The following is a 14195-nucleotide window of genomic DNA, read 5'->3' as shown; positions in this document are numbered from 1 at the left end:
GATTCGCGCGATTTGCGCTCGTAGGGTGAAAGCCGTGACCACCTCGCCCCCTCCGGACGTCGACGTCGTGCTCCCGTGCCTGGACGAGGCCCGGGCCCTGCCCTGGGTCCTGGCCCGTGTCCCGGCCGGCTGGCGCGCGCTCGTCGTCGACAACGGCTCCACCGACGGCTCGGCGGACATCGCCCGCGCGCACGGCGCCACGGTCGTGACCGAGCCGCGCCGCGGCTTCGGCGCCGCCTGCCACGCCGGGCTGACCGCCGCCACCGCCGGCGTCGTCTGCTTCTGCGACTGCGACGCCTCCCTGGACCCCGCCCTGCTGGTCCCCTTCGTGGACGAGGTCCTCGCCGGTGGCACCGACCTCGTCCTCGGCCGCAGACGCCCGCGGGGGCGGGGTGCGTGGCCCGCGCACGCCCGCGCCGGGAACCTCGCCCTCGCCCGCATGCTGCGCCGCCGCACCGGTCTGCGCCTGCACGACCTGGGACCGCTGCGCGCCGCCCGCCGCGAGGCACTGCTCGCCCTCGACCTCGCCGACCGGCGCAGCGGCTACCCGCTCCAGATGGTGGTCCGCGCCGCCGACGCCGGCTGGCGGATCACCGAACACGACGTTCCGTACCTGCCGCGCACCGGCGCCTCGAAGGTGACGGGCACCTGGCGCGGCACCTGGCACGCGGTACGGGACATGCGCCGTGTCCTGGCCGAGGCACCGGATGTCCGAGAGGAGACCTCCGAGTGAGCGCCGCGACCACCCTCCTCGTCATCGCCAAGGAGCCGCGCCCCGGCCGGGTCAAGACCCGTCTCACCCCGCCCTTCACCCCCGCCGAGGCGGCCGCGCTGGCCGAGGCCGCGCTCGCCGACACCCTGCACGCCGTGGCCGCGGCCCCCGCGCTCCGTCGGGTCCTGGTGCTCGACGGGGAACCGGGCCCGTGGCTGCCGCCCGGCTTCGACGTCGTACCGCAGTGCGCGGGCGACCTCGACGAACGGCTCGCCGTCGCGTTCGCCGGGTGCGCGGGGCCCGCCCTGCTGATCGGGATGGACACCCCGCAGGTGACGCCGGAACTGCTCGACGTGGACTTCACCGACTGCGACGCCTGCTTCGGACCGGCCGAGGACGGCGGCTTCTGGGCCTTGGGCCTGTCCCGCCCCGACCCCGCCCTGCCGCGGGGCGTGCCCATGTCGACGCCGGTGACGGGCGCCGTGCAGCGTGGGCGGCTCCTCGCGGCCGGGCTGCGGGTACGCGACCTGCCTCCGCTCCGGGACGTCGACACCGCCGACGACGCGCGGGCCGTGGCCGCACTGGCTCCGCACGGACGCTTCGCCGCCCGGCTGGCGGCGTGCACGCCGGACGCGGACCGGCGGGCGAGCCGGTGACGGCGGCCCCGCGCGTGGGCCCCGAACGGCTGTCCGCGCCGCCCGCCGCCCGGGCCTGGGAGGCCTGCGACCCCTATACGGCCGCACTGCGGGCCGGTCGCGGGCCGCTGTTCCTGCGGCGCGCCGACGGCCGGCTGCTGCCGCTGGACGTGGAGCGGTGGTGCGCGCGGGCCGACGCGGTCGACCTGGAGGCGCTGGACCAGTGCGAGGGCGCCGTGCTGGATGTGGGCTGCGGCCCGGGCCGGCTGGTCGCGGAACTCGCCGCCCGGGGCCGTACCGTCCTCGGTATCGACGTCAGCGAGGCAGCCGTGGCCCGCACCCTACGCACCGGCGGCCAGTCGCTGCGGCGCTCCGTGTTCGAGCCGCTGCCCGGCGAGGGACGCTGGGGCACCGTCCTCCTCATGGACGGCAACATCGGCATCGGCGGCGACCCCGGCGCCCTGCTCGCCCGCGTCGCCGCCCTGCTCGCACCCGGCGGCCTGCTGATAGCGGAGACGGCCCGGGCGGACGTCGACGAGCGCGCTCACGTGCAGGTCGTCGACGACACGGACGGCCCCACGCCCGGCAGCCCCTTTCCGTGGGCGCGGATCGGCGCCCATGCCCTGCTCCGCCGTGCGGCCGTCGGCGGCTGGGTGACGTCCGCTCAGTGGACGTCGGGGGAACGCCGCTTCGTCGCCCTGCGCAGCAGCGACAGCAGTGCGGAGCCGCCGAACAGCACCGCCGTGATCAGCAGCCAGCGGGTGAAGAAGCCGTCCGCCGACAACGCGGAGACCGACCGGTAGCGCGCGTCAACCCGGCCGCTGATCAGCGGAAACCACACCAGCAGAAGCAGCGCCGACAAGGCGGCCGGGACCCGCACGTACAGCGCCCACTCACGACGGCCCGCCCTCCCCAGTGCGCGCACCACGGCCCGGTCGGCCACCGCGTACAGCGGCAGCAACACCAGGTCGTGCAAGAGCGCCGCCCCCACGAACCACAGCGCCACGCCGAGCCAGTCACCGGCGAGCAGCCGCACCCCCGCGTAGCCCGCGAGCGCGAACGAGGTGGCGAGCATCAGGGTCTGGAAGGGGCCGCCGATCACGGGCCGCGGCAGCCGCACCCCGCGTACGGGATTCATCCCAGGTCTCCGAACGTCATGCGCGCCACCCACTTCGTGTTCAGCACGCCGGGCGCGGCGGGCACGATGATCCGCGCCGGGTAGCCGTGGTCCGGGCTCAGCGTCTCTCCGTTGACGTACAGCGCGAGCAGGGAGCGCGGGTCGGCCACCTGGTTGCCGCGCAGGGCCCCGCTGCGGAAGGCGCCCCGCCGCTGAAGGGACTCGACGAGCACGTCCGGCGCGTCGCCGTCGAAGCCCACCAGGGCGGCGAGATCGCGCAGCCGCACCCCGCGCCACCACTGGTCCGAGGTGGACCAGCCTTCGACACAGGCGATGGGCAACGCGGCGCTGTGCAGCGGCAGTCGCAGCAGGCCGGCGCGGCCGAGGCGGACCGTTCCGGTGGGGCCGACGACGACGAGCCGCCACGCGTCCTCGCGTGTCTCGGCCGCGTCGATGCCCGCGTACGCGGCGGTCTTGTTGATCTGGAAGCCGTTCGGGCCGCGGCCCGGTTCGGCCCCGCCGTGCGGCGCGAGCACGGCCGTCGCCCGCACCGCCCCGTCGAAACTGCGGCCGGCGCTGGTGGCGAACAGCAGCAGCGATCCCCCGCCGACCGTCCACAGGGCCCCACGCCGCGACACGGTCGGCGCGTCGGGCCGCGGCGCCACCAGGCTGTCCCGCTCCTCCCCTCCCCCGGCACGCATACGCCGTACGTTGCGCACCGCGGTCGGCGCCTTCAGCCCGACGTGCGCGAGGAACGCGGCGAAGAAGACCCAGGCGCCGTAGAAGTGCAGCGGATAGAAGGAGCCGGGGAAGACGTACTCCAACTGGACGTTGAGGACCCCGGTCACGAACTCGAACAGCGCGCCTCCCACCAGGAGCAGCAGTGAGGCCCGCTCCAGCGCGTGGGCGGGCGAACGGACCGGCGGCAGCGCGAACAGCCTCGGCACCACCGACCACAGCTTGGCCAGCAGAACAGGGATCAAGGTCAGTCCGAGGGTGACGTGGACGCCCTGGGTGAGGCGGTACAGCCAGGAGGGTTCGGTCGGCCAGGCGAAGAGATAGAAGCCGAGAAGCCCCTTGCCCGGGGTCTTGTCGTTGACCGGGGACAGGTCCGGGTTGTAGGCGGCGTACGAGAGCAGGCCGGTCACGAACAGCACACCGATGCCGGCGAGCAGGACGAGGCCGAGTACCGAGGTGAACCAGGGGCCGCGCAGGGGGCTGCGCCAGAAGCGCGGCGAGGACGGAAGCCGTGTGGCGAGGTCGCGCATGGTCCGACGGTAGGCCGCGACCGGCATCCGGGACGGCCCACGACCCATGACGAAACGCTGACGTCCGCCGTGCGCGCCGACCGGTGCGCGATCTCCCGGCCTACGGTGCCGGTGTGACCCGCCTCCGCTCCGTTCCCCGCGACCTGTGCGCCGCCGCGGCCGCCGCGCTGCTCGTGGTGGCAGCCGTCCTCGTCGGCCGGTACGCGTTCACCTACGACGAGCTGGTCGTCGGCTGGCCACCCCTGCTGGGCCGCTGGGACCCGCATGTGGGCCCCGGCACACCGGCGGCCGTTCTGGTCGCGGTGGCGACCGTGGCGTACGGCCCGGCCGTCACCGCCCGCCTGTCGTGGCGCGTCCTGCTCCCCGCGGCCTGGTGCGCGGCGATGGCCTGGACCTGGTCACTGGCCCTGATCGACGGCTGGCACCGGGGCATCGCGGGCCGGCTCACCACCCATCAGGAGTATCTGTCGGTCATCGGCCGCTGGAACGACATCCCGGCGACGCTGCGCGACTTCACCCAGCACATCCTGCTCCACTCCCCCGACAACTGGCCCGCCCACGTCGCCGGGCACCCCCCGGCGGCCACGCTCACCTTCGTCCTGCTCGACCGGCTCGGGCTGGGCGGCGGGGGCTGGGCCGGGGCCTGGTGCATCACCATCGGCGCGACGGCGTGCGTGGCGGCGCTGGTGACGGTACGCGCCCTCGCCGGCGAACGGCTCGCCCGGCGGGCGGCGCCCTTCCTGGTGCTGGCACCGGCCGCGGTGTGGATGGGCACGTCCGCCGACGGCTACTTCGCGGCGGTCGCCGCGTGGGCCGTGGCCCTGCTGGCCCTCGCCGTCACACGGCGCTCGCTGTGGTGGGCGGCGGGCTCGGGGCTGCTGTTCGGCCTGACCTGCTACCTCTCGTACGGGCTCACGCTCTTCGCGGTGCTCGGGGCGGCGGTACTGCTGCTGGGCAGACGCGACGTGCGGGCGCGGCCGCTGCTGTTCGTGCCGCTGCTGGCGGGGGCGGCGGTGGCGCCGGTGGCGTTCGGCACGGCCGGTTTCGACTGGTGGGAGGCGTACCACCTGTTGGTGACCCGCTACTACGAGGGGGCGGGCGGGGTCCGCCCCTACGGCTACTGGGTGTGGGCCAATCTCGCCTGCGCGGTGCTCATCACGGGCTTGGCGACGGCGGCGGGCCTGCGCCGGGCCTCGTTGGTCCGGCGGCACGACCAGGAGGGGCGCACCGAGGACATCCGTCTCGCGTTCCTCCTCGCCGCCGGGCTGCTCGCCGTGCTCGTCGCCGACCTGTCCGGCATGAGCAAGGCGGAGACGGAACGCATCTGGCTTCCCTTCGCCCTGTGGCTCCTGCCGGCCTGTGCGTTCCTCACACACCCACGCGCCTGGCTGGCAGCGCAGGCGGCCCTGGCCCTCCTCCTCAACCACCTGCTGGCCACCGGCTGGTGAGCGCGGACACGGCGGGCCGAACTCGCGTGCCGGGTCGGCGCCCGCTCGGATCACCGTGCACGGTTGCGGGACCGACCTCGTCGCAGTCGCCCGCACGGCGGCTCTCGGACGGCCGGGGCAGGCCGGACCGGAGCGTAAGAGTTTCGTCATCTGGCGGGTGGCCCGTGTCGGCCGGTTCTCGCATTGAATGGTTCTCGTTCGACGACTGTCGGGAGGGGCGCAATGGGACGTATTCGAAGTGTGCTGGTCAGACCGTGGGCGATCGGTGCGCTGACCGTGGCTGTCGCCGTGGGCGGTTTCGGCGCCTACTGGTTTCAGCCATGGAAGCTGTGGCAGGAGGAGACCGTCAACGAGGCACTGCCCGTGGCCGTGTCCCCATCGCGGCCGTCCGCCGGGGAGCCGGCCGGCGGCGCCCCTTCCACGTCGGCCTTCGCCGGACCGGTGACCCTGGCGAGTGGCGGGCTGATCAGCCATGAGCACGCGACCTCGGGAACGGTGAAACTGGTGCGACTCACCGACGGCTCCCACATCGTGCGTGTCGAGAACCTCGACACGAGCAACGGCCCGGACCTGCGGGTGTGGTTGACCGACGCGCCGGTGAAGCGGGGGACGGCCGGCTGGCACGTGTTCGACGACGGGGACTACGTCAGTCTCGGGGGGCTCAAGGGAAACAAGGGCAGCCAGAACTACACGGTACCGGCCGACGTCGACCCGACCCGCTACAGCAGTGTGAGCATCTGGTGCGACCGCTTCGACGTCTCCTTCGGCGCCGCTGAACTCGCCCGCGCCTGAGGGCGGGCCGGCCGTCGCGGGCGGCTCGTACGGCCTGCTGCCCCTTCTGTCTCCCTCGTCGCCACAGGCACACGTGGCGGGCCGACGTTCGGTCGGGCGACGGGGGGGGGCGAACAACCCCGCGAGCCGGGCTCGGGCCCGGCTGCGGCCGTTCGGCGCCGGCACCCTGCGTGATCTCCCGGATCTCGGCGGGGATCTGCTGCCGACGGGCCCGGCAGAAGGCGCGCAGTTCCGCGTTGAGGGTGATGAGGGCGGTGCCCTTCCCGCACGGAGGCAGGCCTGCGACCACCTGGTGGTGAGATGGCACCCCTCGCTTGTGTCGGCTCCGTGATGGAACCCTGGTCTGCCGGTGAAAATCGCGCCCCTCTTCCGTGCCCTTCGCCACAGCATTGCTGCAAAGCAGCCAAGCCGAGGTGCGGTGATATGGGCCGCCTATGTACTGATTTACGACCCGTCATACACGGTCCAAGCCATGGGACAGCTCGCATACAGGAGCGAGGTGGCCGAACCGGGCGGCTTTATGATCATCAGCGAACCGCCGCCTCCGCATACGCCCTCCTGTCGCCGCCCCTTGGCGACCGCGAACATCGCCGACCGAGTGGGCCGCGTCGCGGTGCCCCTGCGAAGAAAGGTGAACTCCATGGCCCTCAGGCTGCTTCGACGTCGGCGTTCGCCCGGCACCTCCGGTGCCGGAGCGAGCATCTCGGTCCCCCTGCCGCCCGACGCCGGGGCCTTCGGCTTCGAGATCGTCGACCCCATGGGGCACCCCATGGGCGGAGCCGAGGTCACCGTGACCGCGGTGGAGAGCCACCGGGTGGTGACACGTGGAACCACGGACCCCAACGGCTACTTCATAGCGACGCTGCCACCGGGCTCCTACAGCGTCATGACCGTTGCCGAGGGCCTGTCGCCCGCCCGCGAGACCGTCGACATCACGGCCGGGGTCGCTCTGCCGCCGACGCGCGTCGGCCTTGCGCCCGCGCGCCGGCTGGAGCTTCCGACCGCCGGAACCTGGCTGTTCGACCCTCCGCACACCGCGATTCGGTTCATCGCCAAACACGTCGGCATGGCCCATGTCCACGGCCGGTTCACCCGTTTCCAGGGCGGCATCCGCGTCGCACCGGACATGACCGACTCACAGGTCTCGGTGCGCATTGACGCCGCCAGCATCACTACGGGCAACAACACCCGCGACAACCACCTGCGTTCCGCCGACTTCCTGGACGTCGAACGCTACCCCTACATCGACTTCACCAGTACCCGGTTCGCCTACCGCGGCGGGTCGAAGTGGACCCTGCACGGCACGCTCACCATGCACGGCACCAGCCGCTCCGTCGGCCTCGACACGACCTACCTCGGCATGGTCAACGGAGGCTACGACCAGGAGCTGCGCTGCGCGGCTCTCGCCAAGGCGGAACTCCACCGGGAGGACTACACCCTCAACTGGCGTTCCATGCTGGCCCGCGGTATCGCGGTCGTCGGTCCGACCATCCAACTGGAGATGGACGTACAGGCCATGTACCGCACCCACGACACGCCCACGCCCCCGGAGTAGACGCTTACGGGCGACCACTTCAGGGGCGAGGGGCTGTCGGCGCCGGTGACCACATGGTGGTGCCGGCGCCCTCTTCGGGAACGGGAGGAGGGTCACTCCCCCGGCCTGATGCGCCCGCGCCAGGCTCCGGACTCGCCGCCGCGGCCCTCGATGTACTCCTTGAAGCGCCGCATGTCGCCCTTCACCCGCCGGTCGATCACTCCCAGCATGTCCCCGGCCTTCTCCGCGGCGCCGGTGGGATCGACCTCCATGACGAGCTCGACCCGGGTGTGCGTGTCATCCAGGCGCTGGAAGCGCACCGTGCCCTTCTGCTTGCTGTCACCCGTGGTCGTACGCCACGTGATGCGCTCGTCGGGGAGCTGGTCGACGATCTCGGTGTCGAATTCGCGCTTCACGCCACTGACCTTGGTGGTCCAGTGATTGCGGCGCTCGTCGAGCTGCCTGACTTCCTCGACCCCTTCCATGAACTGCGGGAACTCCTCGAACTGGGTCCACTGGTTGTAGGCGGTGTGCACAGGAACCTCGACTTCCACCGCTTCCTTGACCGTGCTCATCCGTACACCTCTCTCTGTCGGTTCTTCTGAGGTCGTCGCGGCCGGGACCGAGCAGCGCCCGGCACCGGCGCACTGAGCGAGTACCCGAGATCACTCGGCTGACGACCGGTCGGCAACGCCGCAGGTGCCTTCGGCATGTGAACGACTTCAACGGGCACATGAACGTTCCGCGACGGGAGGGGAAAGACGAACATGACGACGGAGCCGATCACGTGGTCGGAGGCGAAACCCGGCGGCTGTGGCGCGTGCGGAGGGCACGGCCCCGGGTCCCCGGACGAGACGCCGGAAACACCACGCGCGCGTGTCAACCGCCGCTGGAACGAGGTCATGCAGGAGACGCGCGTCGCTCAGACGGGTGTGCAGATCCTCTTCGGCTTCCTGCTCAGTGTCGCCTTCACTCCTCTCTTCCACGATCTGGGCACGTTCGAGCACGCCGTGTACGTCACCACCGTGGTCTCGGGTGCCACGGCCACCGCCTGTCTGATCGCCCCGGTCTCCATCCACCGCTTCCTGTCGGGGCAGCGGATGAAGGACGAGATGGTGGAGGTGGCGCACCGTCTGATGATGTGCGGCATGCTCCTGATGGCCGTGACCATCGGCTGCACTCTCCTGCTGATCCTTCACGTCGTTGTGCCGGGTTTCATGGCGAAGCTGCTCGTCGGCGGCGTGATGGTCTGGTTCGCCCTGTCGTGGTACGCCCTCCCGCTGTGGCTCCGCCGCCGGTCCGCCCGCGGCGCGGCCCGGGAGGACTGACCTGACGGCGCATGCCGCGACCTCGGTCATGTCGGCGAACGGACGAGGAAGAACGTGCGTCGCCCTCCTCAGGTGCCGGCCTCTGCTTCGCGGGCCGCGAAGGCGGCCGGGGTGAGACCGGTGTGGTTACGGAAGAAGCGGCCGAAGTTCGCGGGATCGGTGAAGCCGAGATGGACGGCCACGGCCCGGGCGTCCCAACCGGCACCTCCCAGCAGGCGCCGGGCTTCGAGCGACCGGCGCTCGTCGATGACCTCGCGCACTCCCTTGCCGGCGGCCTCCCGGGACGCGCGGCTCAGGGTGCGAACCGAACAGCCGAGCAGCCCGGCATAGTCCACGGCCCGGTGCAGTTCCCGGAAGTGCAACTCCAGGGCGTCCACGAACCGTGCGTACGTGTCCGCGCGGCTCGTATCGGCCGCCGCCGCGCCGGGGAGGGTGAGGTCCGGGGAGTTGGCGAGGCGCAGCAGCAGTGATTCGAGCAGGCTGCGCCGCAGGGCATGGTGGACATCGAGTCGGCGGCGCCCCAGTGCACGGTGCTCGTCCAGGAGCTGGAGCGTCGTCTGCCGCAACCAGGCAGCGTCATCGGGGTGCGGACTGAGCACGGCGGGGGCCTCGTGCGCGGTGAGCGTGGCCAGCAGGCGGGCGGTGTCGGACCTCAGCACGTCCGGCTCGAACAGGATGAACGGGCCGCGGGCGGCGCCCGGCGGATGCCAGCACTGCGTGTGCCCGGGACGCACCCACAGCCACTGGTCGCAGGCGACGGTTCGCGTGACGTGGTCGACATCATGGAGCAGCTCACCCTCGGTGACCAGGATCAGGTAGTGGAAGGTGGCGCGGCCCGGGCGGGGCGGATTCCACGGCCAGTCGTCGTGCTCGGCGAAGAAGTCCTCGACGGTGCTCACCTCGAGACCGTACGGAGTACCGACCGGGGGCTGGAAACCGTACAGCGGGAGGGCGGCCCGCACGGCCCGCCGGCCTCGTCCGGCTCCCGGAGAACGCCTGGAGTGTCGCTTGTCGACCATCACGTGTCCGCAGCCTACAGCCCGTTTTGCCCGCATCGGGGAGAGGATGGGAGCGTGCCGCCGCGATCAGGTGGCGCGCCGTCCGCTGTCCTCAGCCGGCGTCCCTGCCCGCTGCCACCCCCGGAAGGAAGGAAGAATCTCATGAACGGATCGGCCCTGCACAGGTTCGCCGCCGAGCGCGCGGAGGAACTTCCCGGAGCCCATCTGGAGCATCCCTTCGGCCCGGACTGGGAGGTTTTCAAGGTACGCGGCAAAGTGTTCATGCTGATGACGAGCGTGCCCGGCAAGCCGGTGGTGATCCTGAAGTCGGAGCCGGACGAGGCTGAGGCCCTGCGCGAGACGCATGCGGACGTCACCCGCGGCTACCACATGAACAAGAAGCACTGGATCACTCTGAAGTCCGGTGCCTCGATCGACAAGAAGCTGGTCGAGGAGCTCGTCACCGAGTCCTACCGGCTCGTGGTCGGCAACCTTCCCCGGTCGAACCGGCCGGTCGATCCGGAGACGTACGGCACCCACGCCCGGGCCGGGCGAGGATGACCATCACCGGGAAGCGGCTCCAGGACGTCGCGCGCAGTACCGCGAACGCACTGCCCGGCGTCAGCAACGGCCGCCCGTTCACCGAGAAGCTGGACGTCTACAAGGTGGCTGGGAAGGTCTTCCTGATCGTCACGGACGACCCCGACGAGCAGATCATCACCGTCAAGGCCGAGCCGGACCGCGCGCGGTCCCTGCGACAGGAGCACGATTGCGTCGCTCCCGGGCGGTACCTCGACAAACGGCACTGGATCTCCGTGAGCGCGGGACAGGACATCACCCCCGGGACGGTGAAGGACCTCGTCGGCTGTTCCTACGACCTCGTCCTGGACACCGTGCCGCGCAAGCGGCGTCCCGGGGAAGCGGGTCAGTAGCCGGCGCAGCCGGACGACGATCGCACCGGGTGCCCGGCTTCGCTGTCGCCGGGTAGTCAGAGCACGGCTCACGTCCGTACTCGGCGCGGCGCAGCGGGTGAGTTCGTCGCGGACGGCATCGTCCCGCCCCGGCCCGTCCCTGGGGAGGCGACGGGCCGGGGCGTTCGCTCAGAAGCAGAAGTCCCGGCCGCTGAAGTCCCGGAACGCGCTCTTGGTCGCCGGTCCGGCCACCCCGTCGACGGCAAGGTTGTAGTCGCCGCCGGTGTAGTCGCCGATGTGGTTCAGGAAACGCTGCAGTCCCGCGATCGTGTCGGGTCCGACGATTCCGTCGATCGAATCGTGGTAGTAGCCGAGGTCCCTGAACAGTCTCTGCGCCGCCTTCCAGCTGCTCTGGCCCAGGTGTCCGTCGATCGTGCCGGGGCTGTACTTGGCGTCCACGTTGCGCAGGTAGCACTGCCAGTGCTTGGCCCGGGTGGTGTTCAGCCCCAGGTTCACCACCGCGAGCGGCGCGACCTCGGCGCTCGTCGCCTGCTGCTGTGCGGCGGTGGGAGCCGCCGTGGCCGTGCCCGCGGTGGCCAGGCCACCGGCGGCGATCCCGACCGCGGCGAAGACACCGACGAGTGCCTTCGTGGGAGCTCGCATGCTGTTCCCCTCCGTTGACGTGCGGTGAACGGAGCCGACCGCACAAGTCGGCTCCGCGACGAGACTGCGGATCCGGCGCGATGTCCGGCCACAGCCGACCCGGAAACGGCGCCGTGACGGGCCTCGCTCCTGCACCTTAGGGGCGTAGGGGGCGTCGGACTTTGTCATCCGTGCAGGGGACCTTGTCAGTAGTGCACTGCCCCAAGGTGACGCCGCATCGGGCGAGGGTCCTGTGTGTGTCTGCCGAAGCTGTTGCGCAACGAGATCGAATCCGGCCAAACTGATGCCGGGAACCGTCCGTGTCGAGGGGGAGTTGTGGGGAAACGGGCCGAGGTACTGCCAGGTCGGCTCTGCGGCCGACGCAGACGTGGGTCTGCCTCATGAGCCCGGTCCTGGACACCGCGTTCATACCGCCGCGCGACCGGGAGGAAGTGGTCCGCGACGCGGTGTGGAAGTCCATGGTGGCGGTCGATATCGACCACCGTCCTGCGGCGGAGGACATCTCCGTTCGCATCGGGATCGGCGCCGCGGGGCCCATCAGGATCTGTTCGGCACGGGCGACCGCGGTCACCCTCCGTCGCACGGAGCGTCTGGCCCGGAAGGACGAGGAGCCGGCCGTCACTCTCGGTGTTCAGATGACGGGCAGCAGCCTGGTGGTACAGAACGGTCGCGAGTGCCTGTTGAGGCCTGGGGAGTTCGCCGTCTACGAATCGATCGCTCCCTACACACATCTCTTCGACGAGGCGGTCGACTACCGTTTCATCCGCTTCCCCCGCGCGGCACTCGCGCTCCCCGACCGGTTGCTGCGCGACATCACCGCGGTCCCGCTGGGATCCGACAACCTCGTCGCACGTCTGGCCTTCACCTACTTCTCCCAACTGGCCGTCAGCGACGAACTGCACCAGGGAGTGCTCGCCGACGCCGTGGTGGAACCCAGCGTCGAACTCCTCCGTGCGGTCCTGACGTCCCAGCACGGCGACTCCAGCCTGGCCAGGGCACCGTCGCGGGCGACACTCAGCCTGCGGATCACTCAATACATCCGCGCACACCTGGCTGATCCCGGTCTGTCGGCGGCGCGGATCGCCGCCGCACACGACATCTCCGTACGGCATCTCTACGCGGTGCTGAACCGCTCGGGCATCAGCCTCGGCGACTGGATCCGTACACATCGCCTGGCCGAATGCAGGCGAGAGCTGGCCGGCCCGAACGGCCGACGGCGGACCATCGCAGCGACAGGTCGGAGGTGGGGTTTCGTGGACGCCACCCACTTCAGCAAGATGTTCAAACAGGCATACGGAATCTCACCTCGGGCCTGGCGCGACCAGGACCACGCCCGCCCCTCCGCGTGATGGTTCCCGCACGGCCACGTTTCGCGTGACCGACCCGGGACGTGGGCCTCAGCGTGGCTTCGCCCGGCCGGTGAAGACGACCCAGCGGTTCAGTGTGGCAGCACGCTGTTCACAGCCGCTGCAGGGTCGCAGCCCCGCGCCGTAGGTGACCTTCCTGACTACCTCACCCAAACCGATCTCGTCGTCGATGAAGGCGGGCAGCCGAACCCGCACGGGCCTGTGCGACTCTCCACGTTGGCCATTTCTGCCATCAACCACATCGCCCACCTCCGCCTGCGTGGTTGTTGTTTCTGCCACTTATTTCTACATTACTGCGTGAAGTCACCGTCGCCACCAGAGAATCCGCCCAACCGGAAATGACGAGTTGCCTCCGGTACACTCCCGCGGGATTATTGAAGGGGACGCTCAGCAACCTATGAAGGAAAGGTGCTGACATGGCGAAACTGAATCTCGCTACGATCCAATGCCACTCGACGACCAGTGGCCCCGGTGACGACGACGTCTACATCAGGGTGGACGGGAAAATGGTTTGGCCATCGACGACGTACCCGTCTTATCAAGAGATGGGCAACGACGATTCTGAGGAGATCAACGAGACGATCTCCTTCACGAACAAGGCGAAGGTCACTGTCAGGGATTACGACGATGTCTCCCCCGACGACTCGATTGGCTCCTTCTGGGTCCACGACAGCCTGGCAGGTACGGGAGAGCACGCGCAGGCCATGAACGGCGACGGCTCGAATTACGACATCTACTACGACGTCACGAACTAGTGTTGCGGCAGATGCACCTGATCGACCCGATCGGCTCCGGACATTGCTCCGGAGCCGATCGACGTTCTTCGGAGTCACGTGAGAGCCACGTGCTTCAGAGCCACACGTCGGACCGCCATCGAGCCTCATGCGCAGGTCAGTTTTGCCGTGACGGGGTCGAACTTCGTCTCCTGTCCCTGTGAGCAGCACTTGCCCTTGTCGCAGTGCTTTCCCTGGGGACAGTCCGCGTTCCGCTCACAGCACTCACCAGGCGGGCAGCACGCCTCGTCGGAGCAGGAGTAGCCGGGCGGGCAGCATTGCTCATCGATGTACGGTTCGGGATCGAAGTCGGGTCCCGCCGGAGGCCACACCTTCACTCGACACGCGACCTGCCTCGGTGGGCAGCAACCCTTCGTTGCCGTATACCGCTCCTGCGGGCAGCAACCCGTGGGCGTGCACTGCTCTCCCTCACAGCACTGCCCGCCTCCACACAGCGGCCCCGGCTTGCAGCACTTGCCGCCTATGCATTTCTCCCCCTGGAAACAGCAACGTTCGCCACAGACGTGACCGCGAGGGCAAGCCCCGTCCTCTGTGCACACGATCCCTTGACCCGGCGTATAGCACACGCCGTCGCAGCATGTCTGGCCAGGTGGGCAGCACTTGCTCGGGCCGAACCCGCGCGGAGCAC

16 protein-coding genes and 1 pseudogene are annotated in these 14195 nt (G+C 70.4%); 11 read left to right on the top strand and 6 right to left on the bottom strand.

The features are described from left to right. The first annotated feature begins 25 nt into the window (after positions 1–25). The 3 genes and pseudogenes from ACH4NX_RS03390 to ACH4NX_RS03380 form a co-directional block, all read left to right on the top strand. Positions 26–733 (top strand): glycosyltransferase family 2 protein, encoded by a 708-nt coding sequence (locus ACH4NX_RS03390; protein WP_398127471.1) that lies wholly within the window; start codon positions 26–28, stop codon positions 731–733. Beyond that, positions 730–1368: a TIGR04282 family arsenosugar biosynthesis glycosyltransferase gene (locus ACH4NX_RS03385; protein ID WP_351400691.1), complete on the top strand. Its 639-nt coding sequence runs from the start codon at positions 730–732 to the stop codon at positions 1366–1368. Before ACH4NX_RS03390 ends, ACH4NX_RS03385 begins: the two co-directional genes overlap by 4 nt. Continuing rightward, positions 1332–1877 (top strand): annotated as a pseudogene (locus ACH4NX_RS03380) (class I SAM-dependent methyltransferase); the annotation flags it as partial. The gene ACH4NX_RS03385 and the pseudogene ACH4NX_RS03380, both read left to right, overlap by 37 nt. A gap of 134 nt (positions 1878–2011) precedes the next feature. Here the strand turns inward: ACH4NX_RS03380 and ACH4NX_RS03375 are convergent. Both ACH4NX_RS03375 and ACH4NX_RS03370 read right to left on the bottom strand, forming a co-directional pair. Beyond that, positions 2012–2485 (bottom strand): hypothetical protein, encoded by a 474-nt coding sequence (locus ACH4NX_RS03375; RefSeq protein ID WP_398127470.1) that lies wholly within the window; start codon positions 2483–2485, stop codon positions 2012–2014. Further along, positions 2482–3732: a molybdopterin-dependent oxidoreductase gene (locus ACH4NX_RS03370; RefSeq protein WP_398127469.1), complete on the bottom strand. Its 1251-nt coding sequence runs from the start codon at positions 3730–3732 to the stop codon at positions 2482–2484. The genes ACH4NX_RS03375 and ACH4NX_RS03370 overlap by 4 nt, the downstream gene beginning before the upstream one ends. 113 nt (positions 3733–3845) lie before the next feature. Here ACH4NX_RS03370 and ACH4NX_RS03365 point away from each other — a divergent pair, with 113 nt between their 5' ends. The 3 genes from ACH4NX_RS03365 to ACH4NX_RS03355 all read left to right on the top strand — a co-directional run bounded on the left by ACH4NX_RS03365 (position 3846) and on the right by ACH4NX_RS03355 (position 7527). Next, a complete protein-coding gene (locus ACH4NX_RS03365) occupies positions 3846–5180 on the top strand; it encodes a hypothetical protein (RefSeq protein WP_398127468.1) in 1335 nt (444 codons plus the stop codon). Between the two features lie 222 nt (positions 5181–5402). Next, positions 5403–5972 carry a DM13 domain-containing protein gene (locus ACH4NX_RS03360; RefSeq protein WP_398127467.1) on the top strand — a complete coding sequence of 190 codons (570 nt, stop codon included), beginning with the start codon at positions 5403–5405 and terminating at the stop codon, positions 5970–5972. 640 nt (positions 5973–6612) lie between these two features. Next, positions 6613–7527, top strand: a complete 915-nt coding sequence (locus ACH4NX_RS03355; protein ID WP_351400687.1) for a YceI family protein — start codon at positions 6613–6615, stop codon at positions 7525–7527. A gap of 92 nt (positions 7528–7619) precedes the next feature. Here the strand turns inward: ACH4NX_RS03355 and ACH4NX_RS03350 are convergent, their stop codons facing one another. After that, the gene (locus tag ACH4NX_RS03350; RefSeq protein WP_351400686.1) at positions 7620–8081 is read right to left on the bottom strand and encodes an SRPBCC family protein; all 462 of its coding nucleotides are present in this window, start codon (positions 8079–8081) and stop codon (positions 7620–7622) included. A 192-nt stretch (positions 8082–8273) separates the two neighbouring features. Here ACH4NX_RS03350 and ACH4NX_RS03345 point away from each other — a divergent pair, with 192 nt between their 5' ends. After that, entirely contained in the window at positions 8274–8834 is a 561-nt protein-coding gene (locus ACH4NX_RS03345; RefSeq protein WP_398127466.1) for a DUF6328 family protein, read from the top strand. Between the two features lie 68 nt (positions 8835–8902). Here the strand turns inward: ACH4NX_RS03345 and ACH4NX_RS03340 are convergent, their stop codons facing one another. After that, complete coding sequence (locus tag ACH4NX_RS03340) at positions 8903–9733, bottom strand: helix-turn-helix domain-containing protein (protein ID WP_398127465.1); 831 nt, start codon at positions 9731–9733, stop codon at positions 8903–8905. A 261-nt stretch (positions 9734–9994) separates the two neighbouring features. Between ACH4NX_RS03340 and ACH4NX_RS03335 the strand changes: the two genes are divergently transcribed. Next, a complete protein-coding gene (locus ACH4NX_RS03335; protein WP_398127464.1) occupies positions 9995–10393 on the top strand; it encodes an MmcQ/YjbR family DNA-binding protein in 399 nt (132 codons plus the stop codon). Then, positions 10390–10764, top strand: coding sequence for an MmcQ/YjbR family DNA-binding protein (locus ACH4NX_RS03330; RefSeq protein ID WP_351400682.1), 375 nt, complete (start codon positions 10390–10392; stop codon positions 10762–10764). Before ACH4NX_RS03335 ends, ACH4NX_RS03330 begins: the two co-directional genes overlap by 4 nt. Before the next feature lie 168 nt (positions 10765–10932). On the opposite strand, the gene ACH4NX_RS03325 is transcribed toward ACH4NX_RS03330, so the two are convergent. Further along, positions 10933–11406, bottom strand: a complete 474-nt coding sequence (locus ACH4NX_RS03325; protein ID WP_351400681.1) for a peptidoglycan-binding domain-containing protein — start codon at positions 11404–11406, stop codon at positions 10933–10935. 380 nt (positions 11407–11786) lie between these two features. On the opposite strand from ACH4NX_RS03325, the gene ACH4NX_RS03320 reads away from it, so the two are divergent. Then, positions 11787–12755 (top strand): helix-turn-helix domain-containing protein, encoded by a 969-nt coding sequence (locus ACH4NX_RS03320; protein ID WP_398127463.1) that lies wholly within the window; start codon positions 11787–11789, stop codon positions 12753–12755. 48 nt (positions 12756–12803) lie between these two features. Here ACH4NX_RS03320 and ACH4NX_RS03315 read toward each other — a convergent pair whose 3' ends face one another. After that, positions 12804–13052 (bottom strand): hypothetical protein, encoded by a 249-nt coding sequence (locus ACH4NX_RS03315; protein WP_398127462.1) that lies wholly within the window; start codon positions 13050–13052, stop codon positions 12804–12806. A 137-nt stretch (positions 13053–13189) separates the two neighbouring features. Between ACH4NX_RS03315 and ACH4NX_RS03310 the strand changes: the two genes are divergently transcribed. Further along, positions 13190–13528, top strand: coding sequence for a hypothetical protein (locus tag ACH4NX_RS03310; RefSeq protein WP_351400678.1), 339 nt, complete (start codon positions 13190–13192; stop codon positions 13526–13528). Positions 13529–14195 lie beyond the last annotated feature (667 nt).

This window comes from Streptomyces sp. NPDC017225 (assembly GCF_044331465.1).
GTDB lineage: Bacteria > Actinomycetota > Actinomycetes > Streptomycetales > Streptomycetaceae > Streptomyces.
This window is presented reverse-complemented; position numbering and strand designations above follow the sequence as displayed.

Coding starts and splice junctions, on each gene's coding strand:
- ACH4NX_RS03375 (WP_398127470.1), bottom strand. CDS start 2,485: ATGAATCCCGTACGCGGGGTGCGGCTGCCGCGGCCCGTGATCGGCGGC.
- ACH4NX_RS03370 (WP_398127469.1), bottom strand. CDS start 3,732: ATGCGCGACCTCGCCACACGGCTTCCGTCCTCGCCGCGCTTCTGGCGC.
- ACH4NX_RS03360 (WP_398127467.1), top strand. CDS start 5,403: ATGGGACGTATTCGAAGTGTGCTGGTCAGACCGTGGGCGATCGGTGCG.
- ACH4NX_RS03355 (WP_351400687.1), top strand. CDS start 6,613: ATGGCCCTCAGGCTGCTTCGACGTCGGCGTTCGCCCGGCACCTCCGGT.
- ACH4NX_RS03350 (WP_351400686.1), bottom strand. CDS start 8,081: ATGAGCACGGTCAAGGAAGCGGTGGAAGTCGAGGTTCCTGTGCACACC.
- ACH4NX_RS03345 (WP_398127466.1), top strand. CDS start 8,274: ATGACGACGGAGCCGATCACGTGGTCGGAGGCGAAACCCGGCGGCTGT.
- ACH4NX_RS03335 (WP_398127464.1), top strand. CDS start 9,995: ATGAACGGATCGGCCCTGCACAGGTTCGCCGCCGAGCGCGCGGAGGAA.
- ACH4NX_RS03330 (WP_351400682.1), top strand. CDS start 10,390: ATGACCATCACCGGGAAGCGGCTCCAGGACGTCGCGCGCAGTACCGCG.
- ACH4NX_RS03325 (WP_351400681.1), bottom strand. CDS start 11,406: ATGCGAGCTCCCACGAAGGCACTCGTCGGTGTCTTCGCCGCGGTCGGG.
- ACH4NX_RS03320 (WP_398127463.1), top strand. CDS start 11,787: ATGAGCCCGGTCCTGGACACCGCGTTCATACCGCCGCGCGACCGGGAG.
- ACH4NX_RS03310 (WP_351400678.1), top strand. CDS start 13,190: ATGGCGAAACTGAATCTCGCTACGATCCAATGCCACTCGACGACCAGT.